General features: G+C 42.2%; 15 protein-coding genes. 4 read left to right on the top strand and 11 right to left on the bottom strand.

Annotated elements, in window-relative coordinates; all coding sequences use genetic code 11:
* Positions 1–45: 45 nt before the first annotated feature.
* On the bottom strand, positions 46–1179 hold the full coding sequence (locus C9991_RS00365; protein WP_374685145.1) for a YeiH family protein: 1134 nt from the start codon (positions 1177–1179) through the stop codon (positions 46–48).
* 538 nt (positions 1180–1717) lie between these two features.
* Positions 1718–3154 carry an amidophosphoribosyltransferase gene (locus C9991_RS00360; RefSeq protein WP_106810676.1) on the bottom strand — a complete coding sequence of 479 codons (1437 nt, stop codon included), beginning with the start codon at positions 3152–3154 and terminating at the stop codon, positions 1718–1720.
* A gap of 262 nt (positions 3155–3416) precedes the next feature.
* On the opposite strand from C9991_RS00360, the gene C9991_RS00355 reads away from it, so the two are divergent.
* The 4 genes from C9991_RS00355 to C9991_RS00340 all read left to right on the top strand — a co-directional run bounded on the left by C9991_RS00355 (position 3417) and on the right by C9991_RS00340 (position 7997).
* Positions 3417–4286 (top strand): electron transfer flavoprotein subunit beta/FixA family protein, encoded by an 870-nt coding sequence (locus C9991_RS00355; protein WP_106810675.1) that lies wholly within the window; start codon positions 3417–3419, stop codon positions 4284–4286.
* A 146-nt stretch (positions 4287–4432) separates the two neighbouring features.
* Positions 4433–5455 carry an electron transfer flavoprotein subunit alpha/FixB family protein gene (locus tag C9991_RS00350; RefSeq protein ID WP_106810674.1) on the top strand — a complete coding sequence of 341 codons (1023 nt, stop codon included), beginning with the start codon at positions 4433–4435 and terminating at the stop codon, positions 5453–5455.
* Positions 5456–5642: 187 nt separating this feature from the next.
* Complete coding sequence (locus tag C9991_RS00345) at positions 5643–6020, top strand: four helix bundle protein (protein WP_106810673.1); 378 nt, start codon at positions 5643–5645, stop codon at positions 6018–6020.
* A gap of 270 nt (positions 6021–6290) precedes the next feature.
* Positions 6291–7997 carry an acyl-CoA dehydrogenase family protein gene (locus C9991_RS00340; RefSeq protein WP_106810672.1) on the top strand — a complete coding sequence of 569 codons (1707 nt, stop codon included), beginning with the start codon at positions 6291–6293 and terminating at the stop codon, positions 7995–7997.
* A gap of 187 nt (positions 7998–8184) precedes the next feature.
* Here C9991_RS00340 and C9991_RS00335 read toward each other — a convergent pair whose 3' ends face one another.
* The 9 genes from C9991_RS00335 to C9991_RS00295 form a co-directional block, all read right to left on the bottom strand.
* A complete protein-coding gene (locus C9991_RS00335) occupies positions 8185–10509 on the bottom strand; it encodes a glycoside hydrolase family 20 protein (protein WP_106810671.1) in 2325 nt (774 codons plus the stop codon).
* 143 nt (positions 10510–10652) lie between these two features.
* Positions 10653–11342: a LicD family protein gene (locus C9991_RS00330; RefSeq protein ID WP_106810670.1), complete on the bottom strand. Its 690-nt coding sequence runs from the start codon at positions 11340–11342 to the stop codon at positions 10653–10655.
* Positions 11343–11348: 6 nt separating this feature from the next.
* The gene (locus tag C9991_RS00325; RefSeq protein ID WP_106810669.1) at positions 11349–12275 is read right to left on the bottom strand and encodes a hemolysin hemolytic protein; all 927 of its coding nucleotides are present in this window, start codon (positions 12273–12275) and stop codon (positions 11349–11351) included.
* A 22-nt stretch (positions 12276–12297) separates the two neighbouring features.
* Complete coding sequence (locus C9991_RS00320) at positions 12298–13212, bottom strand: glycosyltransferase family 2 protein (RefSeq protein ID WP_106810668.1); 915 nt, start codon at positions 13210–13212, stop codon at positions 12298–12300.
* A gap of 1 nt (position 13213) precedes the next feature.
* Positions 13214–14293, bottom strand: a complete 1080-nt coding sequence (locus C9991_RS00315) for a glycosyltransferase family 2 protein (RefSeq protein ID WP_106810667.1) — start codon at positions 14291–14293, stop codon at positions 13214–13216.
* An 18-nt stretch (positions 14294–14311) separates the two neighbouring features.
* Positions 14312–15232 carry an ATP-grasp fold amidoligase family protein gene (locus tag C9991_RS00310; protein ID WP_157949314.1) on the bottom strand — a complete coding sequence of 307 codons (921 nt, stop codon included), beginning with the start codon at positions 15230–15232 and terminating at the stop codon, positions 14312–14314.
* Between the two features lie 95 nt (positions 15233–15327).
* Positions 15328–16836 (bottom strand): lipopolysaccharide biosynthesis protein, encoded by a 1509-nt coding sequence (locus C9991_RS00305; protein WP_106810665.1) that lies wholly within the window; start codon positions 16834–16836, stop codon positions 15328–15330.
* The gene (locus C9991_RS00300; protein WP_198643719.1) at positions 16802–18025 is read right to left on the bottom strand and encodes an O-antigen ligase family protein; all 1224 of its coding nucleotides are present in this window, start codon (positions 18023–18025) and stop codon (positions 16802–16804) included. The genes C9991_RS00305 and C9991_RS00300 overlap by 35 nt, the downstream gene beginning before the upstream one ends.
* Before the next feature lie 100 nt (positions 18026–18125).
* The gene (locus C9991_RS00295) at positions 18126–19184 is read right to left on the bottom strand and encodes a chain-length determining protein (RefSeq protein WP_106810663.1); all 1059 of its coding nucleotides are present in this window, start codon (positions 19182–19184) and stop codon (positions 18126–18128) included.
* Positions 19185–19457 lie beyond the last annotated feature (273 nt).

Here is a 19457-nt window from a genome sequence, read left to right as displayed (position 1 = left end):
CACTGAAAACACAGAAGCCTACGGGCTTATTTCTTATCTTCCTTTTTATTCTACCCAGAATATATATCCCAAGCTAACCACGCTTATACTTATCCACAACATTACGCCTTGCAGCAAAGGTTTCAAGCCAACGCTACGTAGTGTTTCGCGTGTTAGCGAAGCACCTATAAAGAACAGCGATAGTGTGATGAGGTGTTTGGCAAGCTTGTTAACGGCTCCACTGAACATGCTGCCTGCGCTTGCTGCTGTATCGCCTATAAGCGAAGCATTGCTCAAGATGTATGTATTGAATAATATAGCCACAATAAACCATACTATAAAGCGTGGTACACACTTATACCAAGGCTTTGAGCCACCATCGGTTGATGCAGCCAACGACTTGCGAAAGAAGAAAGGTGTTACCAATGCCAAGACTACTATCCACAGGGCACGCGTAAGCTTGATGGTTGTTGCTACTTCAAGCGCACTTACACCTTGTGATGCAACAAGCTCTGGGTGCATTTGGTCGTAGGCTGCACCGGCACCTACTACAGATGAAGTGTCGTGTATAGCTATAGCTGCCCACATGCCAAACTGTTTCATTGTCATGCCTATGGCGTCGCCTATATAGGGGAATACGAATAGGGCTATGGCATTGAGCACAAATACCACGCCCAGTGCTACCGACATGCTTTCGGCCTTTGCCTTAATTATCGGACCTACTGCTGCTATGGCCGAACCGCCACATATAGCGGTGCCCGACGATAGCAGATAGCTTGTCTGCGAGTCGACACCAAGGAGCTTTCTGCCGAAAAACCAACCTAAAGCCAGTGTGCCAAACACACTTACTATGGTGAAAAGCATACCCTCCGAACCCGAAGCAAGGGCTTTGTCGACATTCATGCCGAAACCAAGACCTATGACAGAGTATTGCAGGAGTTTCTTCGACATTGTCTTGTTGAAGTCGGGAAAAGCCTTGCCAAAGACCAAGGCAAATACAAAACCAATGGCAAGGGCTATTGGCGACGAAACCCAATGGGCTATCCAAGCGGCGCTGCCCAAGTTCAAATTAAACACTTCAACGGCGAATCCCAATAACAACGAAACGCCCAATACTGCCACTACCAATATGTAGCAGAGCTCTTTCTTTCTCATTATTTTATTGTTTATGTTATTTGTTTTGGTTTCAGCAAGTTGCATTTATATACAGCTTGTAGTAGTAAAACCAATTGCAAAGGTAAGAAAAAAGTATGAATCATGGGTGATATCAAACGTTTGCACAGCTAAAACAATAGTTTTTATATACTTTTTGCTTACATCTTACGTGGAAGTTGTAACTTTGCAAGTGTAAAAAAAGAAAGTAGTATCGTATTAGTTAATAGAAGGTTTGGTTATAGATTTTGTTAATTACTGAATTAAGGTTTGTTTTATAAGAGAAATTTTGGTAGTTAGTTTTAATGAGGTAAAAAGACTTGTTTGATTGTTGTTAGTTACAACAAAGGAACACTTGAAAAAATCAAGACAAAAGGGTAGGACTTCGTGAGAAATCCCGCCCTTTTTGCATTATAAACTATTGCTTTTAGTTATACAAGGTTTGTTGTTTCCAATATTCAAGAAGCCGGTTTCATTGGCTTTCGAGGTTTGCTTCGATGCCATCTGAAACCGGCTTCATTATTTATTATTGTTTTGGATGGAATGTCAATTATTTCAATTTAAATCATCCGCTGTTTCCAGTATTTTATTCGTCTGCCTGCTCCTCAAGCGTGTACTGGCTTGAACCATCGAAGCAGTGGGTGCATACCTGGCACTTTGGAAGACCAATGGCCTTGATTAGTTGCTCTATAGTGTTAAACTTAAGAGAGGTAAGTCCCAACTGGTTGCGAATCTCTTCTACCATACGCTTGTACTGAGGTGAGTCGGTAGTGGCATATTTGTCGAGGTCCTTGTTGGCATCGCCTTCAAATTTCTCGATTATGCGGCGTGTGATAAGCTCCATATCGCTCTTTGACGATGTAAAGCCTATGAATGGACAGCCATATACCAATGGTGGACATGCAATACGCATATGGCACTCCTTAAGACCAGCCTGGTCGAACAGAACCTTTACATTGTCGCGTAGCTGGGTGCCGCGTACAATAGAGTCGTCACAGAATAGTACACGCTTGCCTTTAAGCATAGCCTTGTTGGGGATAAGCTTCATCTTGGCAACGAGCGAACGCATCTCTTGGTTGGCAGGTGTAAATGAGCGTGGCCATGTAGGAGTATACTTTGCTATGCAACGCTGGTAAGGCACACCTTTTCCTGCGGCATAACCCATAGCCATACCAGTACCCGAGTCGGGTATACCCGAGCAACAGTCTACATCAATATCATCTGTTTGGGCAAGGTTGAATCCATTGGCAAAACGTGCCTCCTCAACATTTTTGCCCTCGTATGTGGATGTAGGGAATCCATAGTATACCCACAAGAACGAGCAAATCTGCATCTTCTTGTTGGCAGGACGAAGCTGAGTCATGCTGTCGGCAGTAAGCTCAACAATCTCGCCTGGTCCTACGTTGTAGCATTCTTCGTAATCAAGATTAGGGAATGATGTAGACTCGCTCGAAGCAGCATAAGCTCCATCCTTCTTGCCTATAATTATAGGTGTGCGTCCCCATGCGTCTCGGGCGCAGATAATCGAGTTTTCGGTCATAATCATCATGGTGCATGAGCCCTTGATGTTGTGGTATACGTTCTCTATACCCTCCTTGAACGTTTTGCCTTGAATAATGAGCAAGGCCACCAGTTCGGTTTGGTTTGTAGCGCTTTGCGATAGTTCGGCAAAGTGCATATTGTTTTCAAGCTGTTTCTGAGTTAGTTCCTCAAGGTTTGCAATCTTAGCAACTGTGCAGATGGCAAAACGTCCGAGGTGAGAGTTGATTACAAGCGGCTGAGCGTCGGTGTCGCTTATAACGCCGATACCCGCTGTGCAACCTTTAAAACGGTCGAGTGTTGGTTCAAACTTGGAACGGAAGTAAGAACTTTCCAAATTGTGAATCGAACGTACGAACCCCTTTTCTTTACTGTACATCGCCAAACCGCCACGGCGTGTTCCGAGATGTGAGTTGTAGTCAGTGCCATAGAAGACGTCTGCCACGCAGCTCTTCTTGGTAATGGTGCCGAATATGCCTCCCATAAATTCTAATATTATGCTTTCTTATTGAAAATTTGTGCTGCAAAGTTACGTATAATATACGAGAAACGTATGAATTTTTTATGATTATTGTAATCTACTTGATATAAATAAATTGTAAATATATAATATATAATAAGGTGGAAAGTGTTTCTTTTGTACACAAATACGGATGGTTTTGTGTATTTTTCGAGGCTTATATTTGGCTGCGTAACATAAAGTTATTACTTTTGCAACATTGAAACTACAATAATTTATTAACAACATGAGTTTGAAAATTGTTGTACTTGCCAAGCAAGTACCCGACACACGAAATGTCGGCAAGGACGCTATGACAGCCGAAGGTACTGTCAATCGTGCTGCATTGCCGGCTATCTTCAACCCCGAAGATCTTAATGCGTTGGAGCAGGCTCTGCGTCTTAAGGAGCAGAATCCTGGCTCAACAGTAGGTATATTGACCATGGGTCCTCCCCGTGCAGCCGAGGTTATTCGCCAAGGTTTGTATCGCGGAGCAGATACAGGATGGTTGCTTACAGACCGTTTGTTTGCTGGTGCTGATACACTTGCCACATCTTATGCTCTTGCTACTGCCATTCAGAAGATTGGCGATGTGGATGTTGTTATCGGCGGACGTCAGGCCATTGATGGCGATACAGCACAGGTTGGTCCGCAGGTTGCACAGAAGCTGGGATTGTCTCAGGTTACATATGCTGAGGAAATACTTAAGTGCGAAGACGGTAAGCTTACTATACGTCGCCATATTGATGGAGGTGTAGAAACTGTTGAGGCTCCTATGCCACTCGTGGTTACTGTTACTGGTTCGGCAGCTCCTTGCCGTCCTGCTAATGCAAAGCTTGTTATGAAGTACAAGCGTGCCACAGCTCCTATGGAACGTAAGGCTGAGGATAAGTACAACTATCTCTATGAAGAACGTCCTTATCTCACACTCAATCAGTGGACTGTTGCCGATGTTGATGGCGACCCACAGCAGTGTGGATTGAGCGGTTCGCCTACAAAGGTAAAGGCTGTTAAGAACATTGTGTTCCAGGCTAAGGAGAGCAAGAGCCTTACTGGCAGCGACACCGATATCGAGGGTCTCATTAAGGAATTGTTGGACGAAAAAATCATTGGATAAAGTGAGAAGTTAAAGGAATTATAGAAGTTGAAGAAGTTATAGCCGTATGCTTTTGCATATATGTATATATAATAAGGTAATGGCTTTAAATTCTTAGCGAAGCGATAACTTCTTTTCTTTCTTTAAATTCTAAAAAAAAATCGATTATGAACAACGTATTTGTATATTGCGAGATAGAAGGCACTCAGGTTCAGGAAGTGTCTCAGGAACTTCTCACCAAGGGTCGCAAGCTTGCCAACCAGCTTGGTGTCGACCTCAATGCTATTGTTGCCGGTACTGGCATCAAGGGCAAGGTGGAGGATCAGATACTGCCTTACGGTGTCGACAAGCTTTTCGTTTTCGACGCTGAGGGATTGTTCCCATACACATCTGCTCCTCATACCGACATCCTTGTAAATCTCTTTAAGGAGGAGAAACCGCAGATAGCACTTATGGGTGCAACTGTTATTGGTCGCGACCTTGGTCCGCGCGTATCTTCATCGCTTACAAGTGGCTTGACAGCCGATTGTACAGAGCTTGAGATTGGCGACTACGACGACAAGAAGAGTGGTACTCACTACGATAACCTGCTTTATCAGATTCGTCCTGCATTTGGTGGAAACATCGTAGCAACTATCGTTAACCCCGATCATCGTCCACAGATGGCTACCGTACGTAGCGGTGTTATGCAGAAGGCCATTTATGAAGGCGAGTCTAAGGGCGAGGTTGTTTATCCAGATGTAGCTAAGTATGTGCCAGAGGCAGACTTTGTTGTTAAGGTGCTCGACCGTCATGTAGAGGCTGCTAAGCACAACCTTAAGGGTGCTCCTATCGTTGTAGCCGGTGGTTATGGTGTTGGCTCAAAGGAAAACTTCGACATGCTGTTCCAGCTTGCTAAGGAACTTCATGGTGAGGTTGGTGCAAGTCGTGCTGCTGTAGACGCTGGTTGGTGCGACCACGACCGTCAGATTGGTCAGACTGGTGTTACTGTTCATCCTAAGGTGTACATAGCTTGCGGTATATCAGGACAGATTCAGCATATTGCTGGTATGCAGGATTCAGGCATCATCATCTCTGTTAACAACGACCCAGATGCTCCTATCAACAAGATTGCCGACTACGTCATCACAGGCACTGTTGAAGAGGTGCTTCCGAAACTCATCAAGTATTATAAAGCGAACAATAAGTAGATTTTGAAGAAGTTATAGAAGTTGAAGAAGTTATCGCTCCCTACGGTCGTTAGAAGTTAAAGCCATATGTCTTTCTGCAAAAGAACCATTGGTTAAATTCAGCATTGCGGCTTGCCAAGCAAAAACTTCTTTAACTACTATATAAATCTTACTTTTGGCACTTGAATATAATCATTAATATTGTTATATGAGTACCTCATTCAAAGACTTGATAGTATGGCAAAAAGCTCACGCTTTTGTTTTGCTTGTATATAATATATCCTGCAAATTCCCAAACATAGAGAGATTTGGATTGTGTTCTCAATTTCAGCGTGCTGCCGTATCTATACCTGCGAATATAGCAGAAGGATATAGGAAACTGAGCAAAGCTGACAAACTGCGATTTATAAATATAAGTCAAGGCAGTTTGGAAGAATGTAGATATTATGTTATTCTGTCAAAAGACTTAGCATACATTTCTACAGACGAATATGAACAACTTAATGGTTTAATTGAAGATGTCAGTAGGCTCCTTAATGCCTATGGAAGAAAAATAAAAGAATCTTCCTTTGCAGACGAGTTGTAGCTATGATAACAAGTAATATGTAGGAGAACAGCATATGGCTCTAACTTCTCTAATTTCTTAAGAATGTAGGAGAACAGCATATGGCTCTAACTTCTCTAATTTCTTAAGAATGTAGGAGAACAGCATATGGCTCTAACTTCTCTAACTTCTTAAGAATGTAGGAGAACAGCATATGGCTCTAACTTCTCTAACTTCTTAAGAATGTAGGAGAACAGCATATGGCTCTAACTTCTCTAACTTCTTTAAATTCTCTAAATTCTTTAAAAAACAATGGCTAACTATTATACCGACCATCCGGAGTACGATTTCTATCTTAATCACCCGGAAATGCAGCGTGTTGTAGAGCTCAAGGAGCGCAACTATGCTGATAAAGATAAATTTGAGGATGCGCCCGTTGACTTTGAGGACGCTATCGAGAACTATAAGCGTGTGCTTGAGATTACAGGCGATATCACTGCCAACATCATCGAGCCTAACTCGGAAGATGTAGACCTTGAGGGTCCACACCTCGTAGACGGTCGTATGCATTATGCATCTAAGACCTACGAGAATATTGAGGCTACTCGTCAGGCTGGATTATGGGGTATCTCTATGCCTCGCCGTTACAATGGCCTTAACATGCCTATCACTCCGTACTCTATGGCTTCGGAGATTGTATCTTGTGCAGATGCGGGTTTCCAGAACATTTGGTCGCTTCAGGATTGTATCGAGACTCTGTACGAGTTCGGTTCGGAGGAGCAGCGCCAGAAATACATTCCTCGTGTATGCGCAGGCGAGACAATGTCTATGGACCTAACCGAGCCTGATGCAGGTTCCGACCTTCAGCGTGTTATGCTTAAGGCAACACAGGACGAGGATGGTACATGGCGCTTGAATGGTGTTAAGCGTTTCATCACCAATGGCGACTCTGATATTCACCTTGTACTTGCACGTTCTGAGGAAGGTACACGTGACGGTCGTGGTTTGTCTATGTTCATCTACGACAAGCGTGATGGTGGCGTAACTGTTCGTCATATCGAGCATAAGCTTGGTATTCATGGTTCTCCTACATGTGAGCTTGTTTACAAGAATGCTAAGGCTGAGCTCTGCGGTTCTACACGTTTGGGTCTTATCAAGTATGTTATGGCTCTTATGAACGGTGCGCGTCTTGGTATTGCGGCACAGTCGGTAGGTGTAAGCCAGGCTGCTTATGATGAGGCTTTGAAGTATGCACGTGAGCGCAAGCAGTTTGATACAGAGATAGTAAAGTTCCCTGCTGTATACGATATGATTGCCCGCATTAAGGCTAAGCTCGATGCAGGTCGTTCTATACTTTATCAGACAGCACGCTATGTAGACATCTATAAGGCTCTTGAGGATATCTCGCGTGAGCGCAAGCTTACAGCCGAGGAACGTCAGGAACTGAAGAAGTACTCGCGTCTTGCCGATGCCTTTACTCCGTTGGCTAAGGGTATGAACTCTGAGTATGCCAACCAGAATACCTATGATGCAATACAAGTACATGGCGGTTCGGGCTTCATCATGGAGTATAAGTGCCAGCGTTTGTATCGTGATGCACGTATCTTCTCTATCTACGAGGGTACAACACAGCTTCAGGTAGTGGCTGCTATACGCTATATTTCTAATGGCACTTACCTCGGTATCATCAAGGAGATGCTTGAGAAGGATGTTGCCGAAGAGTTGAAGCCATTGAAGGCTCGTGTAGAAGAGATGGTTAAGCTCTACGAGCAGGCTCTCGAGTATGTTAAGGAGGCTCAAGATCAGGAGATGCACGACTTCCTTGCACGTCGTCTATATAATATGACTTGCGAGATTATCATGTCGCTCCTCATCCTCGAAGACGCTACACGTTCGGCTGAACTCTTTGCCAAGAGTGCTAATGTATATGTACGCATGGCTCAGGCTAATGTATTTGGCGAGCATGCTTACATCACCAACTTTGTCAAGGAAGATCTCTCAAGCTTCCGCGCTGAATAATACATTGTATCGTATATAAACGAGAAGATATAAAAAGGGGAGTTATTGGAAGTTAAGAAGAAGTTAACCGAAGTTAGCAGACATATGTATATATTGTTGTAAACAAAACATAAGTCTGTTAACTTCCATCCATCGTAGATGGATTAACTTCTTCTTAACTTCCAATAACTCCCCTTTTATACATCCCTTACTTCACGCAAATTTCATCCACAAACAAGAAGCCTGGTTTGCCTTTGCCACCGTGCCATGCCGGTATGCTGTGCTCCGACTTAACGAGAACCTTTATATAACGGGCCTTTGTTGGAGTAAAGTCAATCTGGTGATTGTATATCTTATTGGCATCTTTCTCCTCCATTGCAGGCAGAGCCTTTGTTGCAACAGTAGTGAATGTCTTGCCGTCTTGCGACACGCTAACCTCAATGCCACGTGCGTCAAATACCCATGAACCCTTTTCCACACAAGTATTGAAGCCTACTTCAGAGAAGTCGGTAGGTTTCTTAAGGTCTATAACAGCCTCAAGATCGTTACCACAGAATCCCAACCATCGTCCAGTGCTATATGCAGCATCGCCTATAATACCATCTGTAAGCACTGTTGCACCCTCGTATGTATAGCTTTTATGTGTGGGCTGAAGCAGAGTTACAGGGCAGGTAGTGGCCTTGTTGAACGATATTGATTGGCTTATAACATTGCTTCTCTTGCCGTTGCGAAAGGCAGCAGCACGTATGTCAGCCGACTTCTGCAGATGCATCGGACCAGTATACAATGCACTTGACATTGTAGGCATAGAGCCATCGAGTGTATAGCGTATCTCTGCATTGCCAGCAGTTGTAAGGCGCACTACATCCTCTTGCCACTTGGTGTCGCTGTCTACATTAATAGCCACGTTGTACATATGCTTGGCATAATTGTAGCCCAGTTGCTCGTAACGCTGGGCTAAGTCGATAAGACGACAGGCAAAGTCCTTGTAGTTCTTCTGTTCAGGTTGGCTCCACTGCACCTCGCTCAATGCTGCCAATCGTGGTAAGGCCATATACTGCATCTGCTTAAATGTAGGCATATACTCGGTCCATATATTGGCCTGTACGCCAATAATGTGACGAGCCTCCTCGGATGTTAGTTCCTTAGGCATAGGCTCGTAAGAGTATACGCGCTCAAGAGGAAGATATCCACCTATGGCTTCAGGCTCGTTAGCCTTGTCAAGCGACTGGTAATAGTCGAAATAGAGATATGTGTTAGGAGTCATTATAACATCGTGGTTCTGTTTAGCTGCGGCTATTCCGCCACTCTCTCCACGCCATGACATAACGGTAGCACCATCGGCAAGTCCGCCTTCAAGTATCTCGTCCCAACCAACAATGTTTCGGCCAAGTGACTTAAGGAACTTAGTTGCATGTGTAATGACATAACTCTGCAGACGCTCCTCGGCTGTATGTCCATCCTTAGCCTCAAGGTGCAAAGCCTTGATACGTGCCTGACACTTAGGACACTTTTGCCACTGTGTCTTAGGACACTCGTCGCCGCCTACGTGTATGTATTTAGAAGGAAACAACCCCACAACTTCTCTTAATACATCGTCGATAAACTTCATTGTCTTATCGTTTCCAGCGCACAGCACATTGTCGGATACACCCCATATCTCCCATACCTTATATGGACCACCTGTGCACCCCATATCTGGATAAGCGGCAAGTGCAGCCTGCATATGTCCTGGAAAATCAATCTCGGGAACTATGGTGATATAGCGGTCGGCTGCATATTTAACGATGTCGCGAATCTCCTTTTGTGTATAGAATCCACCATAAGGCTTGCCATCATACTTGCCAGAATTGTGACCTATAACTGTCTGGGCACGCTTGGAGCCAACAGCAGTAAGCAAAGGATACTTCTTTATCTCTATGCGCCAACCTTGGTCGTCTGTAAGATGCCAGTGGAATCGGTTGATGTTGTGCAAAGCCAACATATCGATGAATGTACGAATAGAATCGGTAGGAACAAAGTGTCGAGATACATCGAGATGAGTGCCACGATAGGCAAATCGCGGAGCGTCTGTAATGTTGACAGCAGGAATCTCAACCTTTGCTGCCTTGCCGCTAACTATAGGCAACGACTTGCGTAGTGTTTGTATACCATAGAATACACCAGCTGGTGTAGCACCACAGATACGTATTTGCTTGCTGTCCACTTTTAGAGTGTAGCCTTCGGCATTGCTGATGGTCTTGTCGATGTCGAGTGTTATAGTAAGACCGCCTTTGGTTGCCTTGCCTACGACAGGACGTAATCCGGTAGACTGCTCGATGTACTGTGCCAGCATATTGGCATTGTTCTTTAGGTTGCCCTTAGCAATGTTAATGCGTGTGTTCTGATCGAGTATAAATGGAGCAGCCGATTGTGCAACCTCCACCTTTTGTGGTTGTGGAATGATGTTGAAGTTGGCAGTTTGTCCCGATGCCATAGCGGGTAGGAGCATAGCAATAGAAGCCACCACTCCAGAAAGAATCTTAATATTCATTGTTGTTAGTTTGTAAGTAATTGGGTTTAGGAAGGTTTGAAACTTAATGTCACCAAATATTCTTATTGATATCTATTTTAATAAAACGCCGAGTACTCATTGGAATAATCTAAATATAGTTAGTTGTAGAGATATTGTGTACACTAGTGATGTATTTTAGACAACCATTTTTCGTGTAGTGGCTTGTCCTTTCGCATCTGCATCTTTTCAATCAACGACACGGGGAGCAGATTTTTCACATACTGTACCATATATTGCTTCGCCAGTTCGAACTTGTTCATATTGAAGTCGAATTTTTGTATTGGCGTACGCCAGTTACTGCCGAAATAATACTCAAAATAGTCTAAGTAGTTGCGCGGAACCAGATACGTGTCGTTTTGGAATGTATAAGGCATTAGGTCGAAAATGAACTCTTTCTTGCACATATCTTGACAGCAGTAGTAGATGTCAGGATTGCCAGGATACTGCTTGTAGAAGTACAAATCGATATATTCGCCCTTACGGATTATCGACATAAATCCGCGACGTTCATAGCGCGCCACCTCGAATCCTAGTTCACGTAGACGGAATAGCTGGTTCTCAAATTTTCTCATTTCGTCCTTGTAGAGTACGAGATCTATATCCTCGTCGTGGTCGATGAAGTCATGTTCCCTTACGGCTCCCAAAAGAGTGCCGTAGAAGAGTATGAATGTTATGCCAGCATTCTCGCACACCCTTTTCAGTATAGCAAGATTTTCTCTTGCTATATCCTTGTTAATAGGCTTTATTCCCTCAAAGATGGGAACGAACTTATACTTGTATACTCCTTTGTCTGTATATATCTTCAATTTCATATCTATTTATCCTCTTACTATTTTTTTTAATATATTCTTGAACCAAAACGGGAACAACTGTTTTATTCGGTTATACAGAGTATTGTTCGAATGGTAGAAAGCTTTTTCAAAAGGCTGGTACGGAACGACATAAGGCGGATGTTTCAGTGGAAATTCCAGTTGCTTGTCTGTAGAAAAACACGACGGTACTTTTCCCATTGAAGTGTGTGTGGCCTCTTCGCCGAAGCCTATATTGTTAGTAAGGCTGAACTTAGGGCATATCGCAAGCATGTTATTTGCAGCAAGCGTGAAATACCATTGCCAATCCCATGCACTCACGTCATGCAAGTCAATGGCTTTCAGTCTGTATTTCCAGTACCTTATATCTTTTGACTTGTATCCCATATTTGCTATTACCGAATACGAGTAGTTGCTGGAACGCCAATTCATGTCAAGATCCATTAGTTTCCATGCCCTTCGCCATGTGGCCCAACCATGGCACGATTTGTAACGGCTGAAAACATATGAATCTGGAACAGAAACATGCTGTGCGTAATTAGCTCCGCAAATCATTCCAATACGCGAATCAGAAGCATATTTGTGTATTAGCTCCTCCACGTATGGGAAGAACGACTTCTGCATAATGCAGTCGTCTTCTATAATGATGCCGTATTCTTCGTTCTCGAATAGCCACGATATGGCAGAGTATACTCCCAACGAGCATCCCAAGTTCTTTTCTTGAAACCTAGTTTTTACGTCACAATCCCAGTTAATGGCATCAAGTATTGCCTTGCGTGTTTCTGCCACTGCCTCTGCTTCGCCAGCAACACCTTTACGAGGTCCATCGCCGGCAATATATAATTTAGAGGGTTTTATCTCCTTGAGTCTCTCTAAGCTTCTAAGCGACACGTCCTTGCGCTTGAAAATAACAAACAATACAGGAATCTTATACATCTTAATTACTTTAATGTTATTATTATATTTTCTCGCTTTTACGCTTTCTCTCTTCTTTTATCATTTGGCGGATAAGACCGTCGTATTCACGATAAACATCAAGCTCGTATCCGCGACCACTTATGAAAGACTTCAGCCATTGGCGAAAGCGCAATATTTGCAGACTGCGACGTTCTTCCCTAAGAGTACGTATTACAGGAAAACCATATTTACTGTTCACATACATTACGGAGCGTAGCATCTTGAGTTCGTAATTAGCATCGGTCTTGCGTTCTTCCGTAAGATGGATGTATGTCGATGAAGCATCGAACATAGTCTTTTGGCCGATTCTGCGCATTCTATACCAAACATCATCTTCCTCGCCATACATAAATATACTTTCATCAAACAGCCCAGCCTTTTCAAATGAATCACGACGTATGAAGAAGCAAGCCCCAGATACATACATACATGATGGTAAAAATATATTGAAACGGTTGGAAATACCAGTAAGCAGTATACGCAGATAACCGTTCATCATATGTGTGGTGTTGAACGACGTTCCACATTTTCTGTTTTCCGATACCATCTGTGTCAATCCGTATATACCTACATATTGTTTCTGAGCAAAGATGGAAAGGGCATGATTGAAGACATGTGAATTGAGCCGTACATCAGGATTCATAATCATTATCACTGGTGCCTTGGCACGCCGTATTCCAACATTGTTGCCTTGTCCGTAGCCGCCATTGTTCGTGTTGTTAACAAGAACAATCTCGTCGCCGTAGATTCTTCGAATGCCGTTGAACATACGATCTGCTTCGGGACTGTTGTTGTCAACAACAATCACTTCAAGTTCTTCGCGCGGAATATCCGCCCATTTGAACAAAGAGGCCAAACAGTCGTATATGTCTTTTTCCGAACGGTATGTTACTATAACTACAGAAACCCTTTTCATGTCATTTCTCGTTTTTTTGATCTTTTCCTGCAAGCAGGGCTTTTATTATATCAGCCTTACGCTTACGCAGTTTCGTCGCTTTTGTCAGATAGAATGCCATTGGCAACTGTCGCGCCATCTTTGATGGTATGATTTTCTGCAAAATCAGTGTTGTGTTTATCTGAATACCGAAAACGAAACGGTACAAACAGCTTTTGCCTTTCAAACTTTCCATAAGAGCCTTTGCAAATCTACTGTCAATCCCTCTACCCGACAAACCTGCATTATATATGTTCAAAGTTCCGTGGTACAATGCCCTGTTGTATTTTCTGCCATAGGCATTCTGTATAACGCTCCACATTTTCCTGTTGGCATATACATGGCTTTCGTGATGGCGCACCCCTTTAATGTTCTTTGACACAGAAGAGGTGCTTGCTATACGATATCCATAGTCAGGCTTTGCATTCTCGGCATATGAATACCGCAAACCTGCCGCTATCGCCGAAATATTAAAGTCGGCATCTTGAAGCGAAAGCAGATGCTCGTCCCAACACAGACTGTGTGACAACAAAGCATCACGCCTGTATATATTGTTCCATACTATAAATGGTAGCTGACGGCTGGAAAACTGTTCTACATCATCTGTATATATATGATAGCCATACATTGAGGCATAGCCTTTGGTATGGAAAATTCTATCCGTATATATGCCCGAAGGGAACACCATGAAATCGAGTTCTTCATGGGCCTTCATCTGCTCAACTCGTTGCTGCAGGCAATAAGGCATAATGAAATCGTCGGAGTCAAAGAATACGACAAATTCTCCTCTCGCTTCGCACAGTCCTATATTGCGGCAAGTCTGGGCACCTTTTGGTTGCCTATCGCGCTTTATTAGGCGTATTCGTTTGTCAGAAGCAGCATAACGTTCAATCAGTTCAATGGTTTCGCTGTCAGAACCATCGTCTACAGTAAGCAATTCCCAATCACCGAAAGTGTTGGCAAGTATGCTGTCTATCATTTCCCTCACATCGCTGTGATGGTTGAACACGGGCATAACGATGGATAGAACTATATCAGAAGATGTCTGGACTATATTTCTCATATGCGAAAAAAGTTATTGTTAACTTTTACGTTCAATCAGGAAAAGATCTCCCAGCTTCTTCTGGAATTCTTCAGGATAATCATCATTGTATCCTGCACCAGGTGTGAAAGTCATTTCTCCAAAATAGGGAGTGTTTCCTACTTCATATAAATCTACACGCACAAATGGAAATCCTTTTGATAGGGTTGAAGCCATTTCCAACATCTTGTCTAATGATGCAGGGCGTGGCAGTTCATGATTGTAGAGTCTAAAATGTTCTGTTGTTCTGGAATACTCAGGATGAAATTTCCAGTCTGTGTCGTAAACAGCAACATCAAGTGTATGCGGTGTACGGTTGAAGCTGACCCAAATATAAGCAGGTTTTCCATCATAGGAGAAAATCTTGTAATCGATAAGAGAGCTTGATTTGAACGCCTGACATTCAGCGTCAAGCAGTTCTTCTGCTATAATACATGGCTTTATCTTGTTGTAATGCAATTCCCCCATATCATATCCGAATTTCTTTTTCAACAATTTACTGAAATGTCGCTTACATTCCTCTATGTTGAGGTGTGCCTTATCCTTGCATATAATAATATCACCACTGCCATTGTTTACCTTCATAACGAATCTGTCGGGCAGTTTACTCCAATCTATATCTTCAACTTTATCCCATTTTCCATACAAAGTGACCAGTGAATCCGCATATCCTTTTTCCTCAACAAATTTTCTTACGGCATATTTATCAGCCAAGTGCGGCCACTCTGTAGTGTCGGCCATCAATTTAGACCAATTTACCTTTTCGTCGAATGTCTGAGGATTATTCCAGTCAAATTTTCTGTTGTATACTCCCTTGAAGCGGTATTCTATCAGCTGCTTGGGGAAATAGTGTCCCAAGATGTATATTTTGATATTCCACAGGAATTTCTTTATAACCAATAATGACTTTATTATATCCATAAATGTTTTAAATATATATATTATTCTAATGTTTATAGAACCGTTATCATATGAACGCTCTATAGTCATTCTTATTGTGTTTATTCTGTTTTAATTTATAAGCTTCTTCTAAAACGTTCCAATACGGCTGCTACTATCCAGCTGCGTTCTTTCTTTTTTAGCGCAACGAAATACACAAGTACCGCGAAGTACAGGTAAGCTACAGCAACACACGCTATTGGATGCATGAACGACCTTGTCAAGAATATTGGCATGAAAAGTGCTGTAACCATCAGTACAGGGATGTACGAATCATATACAAGACGCCTTATGTCGAAATGTGAAATGCGCACAAGTATGAACGGTCTGACCAAAAACACTATAAAAGAAAAAGCGATGTATACATAGAATAGAGTTTCCGCTTTCATATAATGTCTTATTACAAAATATCCGACAATTACTGATAATATCACCAATGAGTTCACAATTAACTGATATTGTTTTACTCTGCCAGTGGCAAACACAAAGTCATTGATTCCTGCATTTATGCTGAATATGAGCGTATCAATTATAAGCAATCTGGTAAAACATTCAGCATAGGGAGGTACATCTGATAGCCATAGTTTCAGCAGACTTTCAGGAATTATGAGGAACGGAATAGACACCATAAACATAGAAAGATATGTAGCCTTAGAGGCAAGGCATACAAGATAGGTGCACCTCGGCATATTACCCGTTGCATAGTTCTTTACTATCTGTGGCGAAATAGGCTTCTGCACATTGTTGGCGAAGGTCTGCAAAATATTGTTCACGGCGTTTGCTACTGCAAGTCCTGCATTCATCGCTGTATTGAAGAACATATTGATAATCAATGCGCCGCCTTGCGTCTGTAACAGTAAAGCCACTGCACCATAGCCTACAGCCGCAGAGAACTTCAACACCTCAACATACTTGCGTATTTCACGCACGAAACAGAAACGCACAATATCTTTGAAATACTTACTGCAATACACAAAGAATACAACTGTTGGAAAAGCAGTCATAAATGCGTTTACAAGAGCATAGACAAGTAACTTGTGTTCAAAATGGTATATCATCAGATATGTAACTACAAGTTTTACCACACTAGCCACCACATCAGCTGCGCAAAACACGAAAAAGCGTTCGCGTGACATAAGCAATCCGTTATACGGTACACCTACAAACGACACTGCAGATGCCGCCACAGATATGTCGAACACCACGTATACGTTTGCCATATCTCCCGAATAGTTCACATAGTTGCTTATATACCAATGTCCTATGGGCAAAGCCACCACTAATGTCAACATGGCAATAAGTAAGTGTATCACAAGATTCACGTTGAATGTGCGGCACGCTTCCTCAGTGTTTCCCTTGCCTATAGCCATAGCTATAAAGCGGTTTGATGTAACCACCATTATGGTATTTATAATGCTCGAGAAAGATATGATACAGGCTATGACTGAAAACAATCCATAGTCGGTAACACCAAGTGCCTGCAGGCTGAATCTGGTGTACAGCAATCCGCACACCGAGACTATCACTAGCCTGATGTTTAGGATTATAGAGTTAATGGCAATCGATTTGTTGGTATTTTCTTTCATAATCTGTATTTTCGTTTTTCAACCCACCGTTTGTTGTTGTTTTTTCATTCACCACACCTGGCATATATTTATAATATGACACCAGCATCATGGCAAAAAACATTATCGTGTACGGATACATTTCCATCAGCGACATGAACCACAGGGCCAAAAGTCCGAAAACTAGTATCTGAGCATCTTTCCTATCCATATATGAACTTATTGATCTCCATGTCATGACGCATATAACTATATATAATGTAAGCAGAACAACACCACCGTTTATCAGAATTGACAGTATGAAGTTGTGCGGACCAATAGCAAATGATGACATATTGGAATCATACCATTCAGAGGTTGGCAATCCCCATCCAAAGATTGGAGATTTTTCAATAATGTTGAGCGCGCTTTCCCACATATACGTTCTGTATGTGAATGTCATATCCTTCTTCAACACATCTTCAATAACATATACAGCCAGTTCGTTGTTCTCTAATCCTCTGCCGTTGAAAACAACAAATACCTGAAACAGCACAAAGGCTGTGAATATACTGTAAATACCTATCTTGCGTAATTTTCCAGATGGCACAAGACAGAATGCGAAGAATACAATGATCATTGACAGCGATGTCATTGAGCCAACGATTGCAAGCGTAGCTATTCCTACCGTACAAACCAGAATGAAGTTTATCATCCACAAACGCGAAAACTTTACGCACATCCAATTTGTCAATACAGCAATCATCATTCTGCATCCCATCTGGTTGTAGTTGCCTCCCAACAGATACCCCACAGCTTCTTTTGTATCGTCTACCACCCACATCATCGGATTTGCAAGCAAATGGGCAAAATTGACATATACACAGAAAGACAGGGCTATCGCATATGAAGAAAGTATCATCTTTATTCTGTTGCTAAAGTATCTAAAGAGCATCAAATTCAACCATATTGCCATCGAGAAATATATAGCGTTTTTGTAGTCCACTTGATTCACGAACGACAGCCCAACTAGTGTCGACATGAAAAGGAAATACATAAAGCCGTACCTTGATATCTTATTGCTATGAATGATAAGCGTAAGCATGAACAGAAAACTTAGAATGACACCTCCAAGCACCATATACGACAGTATCTGCATCTCAAGACTAGCCAAACTGAGACACATATTTACAATACTAACGAATACCATACAGAATGGTAATAACGTCATCTCTTGCAAATTGATACTTAACGAAAACCGCTTGAAATACAGTGGTATCTTTTTAAATGAAAGCGATAATATCCTTATTTTCTGCATATCGTGATAGCCATTAATCCTTCATAAACAGATTCTTGCGTACAAGCCACAGGGCTGTGAAGAATGTTGTAATGAAACACATACCAAGTATGAAGAGCATACGCTTCGGACCTGCTGGCAACACTGGCACTGTGGCACTCTGCAAGGTCGTGAATGCAGGGGTCTTTTCCTGCAACTTTGTTTTCGTTGCCTCAAGCTGAGTACGCAGAGCAGAGTATGTGTTGAACTTAAGCTGCATTTCATTTTCAAGCTCGTCGCGTTGCGATATGAATGACTGCAACGTCACATCCTGATTCGCATCACAATATGCACTGTATTTTTTCACACATGCCTCATATTCCTTCTTTGCGTTTAATGTGAGTTGTTCATAATGCTTCACGTCAATGCGGGCCTTGTTTGTACGGTAGCGTGTTATGAAGCTTTGTAGATGACAGCGCACAGAGTCTGCCATAACAGCACACACAAGCGGATCTTGATCTTCTACCGCTATCGTTATTACCTCGGTTTTCTTGTCAACATTACAGCTTATCTTGCCTTTTATGGTACCAAGTAGATCCGCATCCCTCTTCGACATTCTGAACGGGTTTATTTCCGAAGTCTTTTTTGTAGTGGGTGTGGTGTCCTTCTTTGTAAAGAGTGACTCAATAGAATACCTTATAGTCCTGAATGGTGCCATTACAGGATTTTTCTTTTGGTATTCGCGCATATAGGTGTAATAGTCTGTATGGACAGTGTTGTCAGCAGTGGTAACTTTAATCCCGAGTAATCCGATAACAAAACCATTTGAACTGACAAGATCGGGATACAACAGCGGATAAATGGCATCATGGCTTCCGCTACCAAGATCTACGCCGAACTGCGATGCGAGAGATGATAATCCTCCTACGGAAGACTCACTGGTGCTTTCTGGTGCAAGCATCACGCTGCAACGGTAATATCGCGGTTGTGGAAATATATACAAGCCCGACAGTACAAACACAATGGGTAATACGATAAAGAATACTTTCTTCTTCATCTTTAGGTGTTGGAAAACCTCTGCAAGGTTTATGACATCCTTTTTTTGTTCTTCCATTTTTCTATTGTCTTTATCTACTTTTTTTTTACTTAAAAAATATTGTGCAGCATAGCAATCGTCATAGCTACATTTGAGATTGTCTACCTCTTTCGTTTTTGATTACTCACTATTGCTTTTTCGCTTTTCTTTTTAATAACCGCAATATGGCTCAAATATTGCATTAACTATGCAAAGGTAACATATTTTATATAATAAACGAATAAAAAGAGTTAATCTTTTTGATATTTCAGTATTTATTTATATCTTTGCATTCATTATTTAACTTGTGGC

Source organism: Prevotella merdae (genome assembly GCF_900290275.1).
Lineage (GTDB): Bacteria > Bacteroidota > Bacteroidia > Bacteroidales > Bacteroidaceae > Prevotella > Prevotella merdae.
The sequence above is the reverse complement of the archived record's forward strand: the minus strand, read 5'-3'. Positions and strand labels throughout refer to the sequence as shown.

Bases quoted from the DNA above. Each gene is read 5' to 3' on its own strand.
- C9991_RS00365 (WP_374685145.1), bottom strand. From the start codon at position 1,179: ATGCAACTTGCTGAAACCAAAACAAATAACATAAACAATAAAATAATG.
- C9991_RS00360 (WP_106810676.1), bottom strand. From the start codon at position 3,154: ATGGGAGGCATATTCGGCACCATTACCAAGAAGAGCTGCGTGGCAGAC.
- C9991_RS00355 (WP_106810675.1), top strand. From the start codon at position 3,417: ATGAGTTTGAAAATTGTTGTACTTGCCAAGCAAGTACCCGACACACGA.
- C9991_RS00350 (WP_106810674.1), top strand. From the start codon at position 4,433: ATGAACAACGTATTTGTATATTGCGAGATAGAAGGCACTCAGGTTCAG.
- C9991_RS00345 (WP_106810673.1), top strand. From the start codon at position 5,643: ATGAGTACCTCATTCAAAGACTTGATAGTATGGCAAAAAGCTCACGCT.
- C9991_RS00340 (WP_106810672.1), top strand. From the start codon at position 6,291: ATGGCTAACTATTATACCGACCATCCGGAGTACGATTTCTATCTTAAT.
- C9991_RS00335 (WP_106810671.1), bottom strand. From the start codon at position 10,509: ATGAATATTAAGATTCTTTCTGGAGTGGTGGCTTCTATTGCTATGCTC.
- C9991_RS00330 (WP_106810670.1), bottom strand. From the start codon at position 11,342: ATGAAATTGAAGATATATACAGACAAAGGAGTATACAAGTATAAGTTC.
- C9991_RS00325 (WP_106810669.1), bottom strand. From the start codon at position 12,275: ATGTATAAGATTCCTGTATTGTTTGTTATTTTCAAGCGCAAGGACGTG.
- C9991_RS00320 (WP_106810668.1), bottom strand. From the start codon at position 13,212: ATGAAAAGGGTTTCTGTAGTTATAGTAACATACCGTTCGGAAAAAGAC.
- C9991_RS00315 (WP_106810667.1), bottom strand. From the start codon at position 14,293: ATGAGAAATATAGTCCAGACATCTTCTGATATAGTTCTATCCATCGTT.
- C9991_RS00310 (WP_157949314.1), bottom strand. From the start codon at position 15,232: ATGGATATAATAAAGTCATTATTGGTTATAAAGAAATTCCTGTGGAAT.
- C9991_RS00305 (WP_106810665.1), bottom strand. From the start codon at position 16,836: ATGAAAGAAAATACCAACAAATCGATTGCCATTAACTCTATAATCCTA.
- C9991_RS00300 (WP_198643719.1), bottom strand. From the start codon at position 18,025: ATGACGTTATTACCATTCTGTATGGTATTCGTTAGTATTGTAAATATG.
- C9991_RS00295 (WP_106810663.1), bottom strand. From the start codon at position 19,184: ATGGAAGAACAAAAAAAGGATGTCATAAACCTTGCAGAGGTTTTCCAA.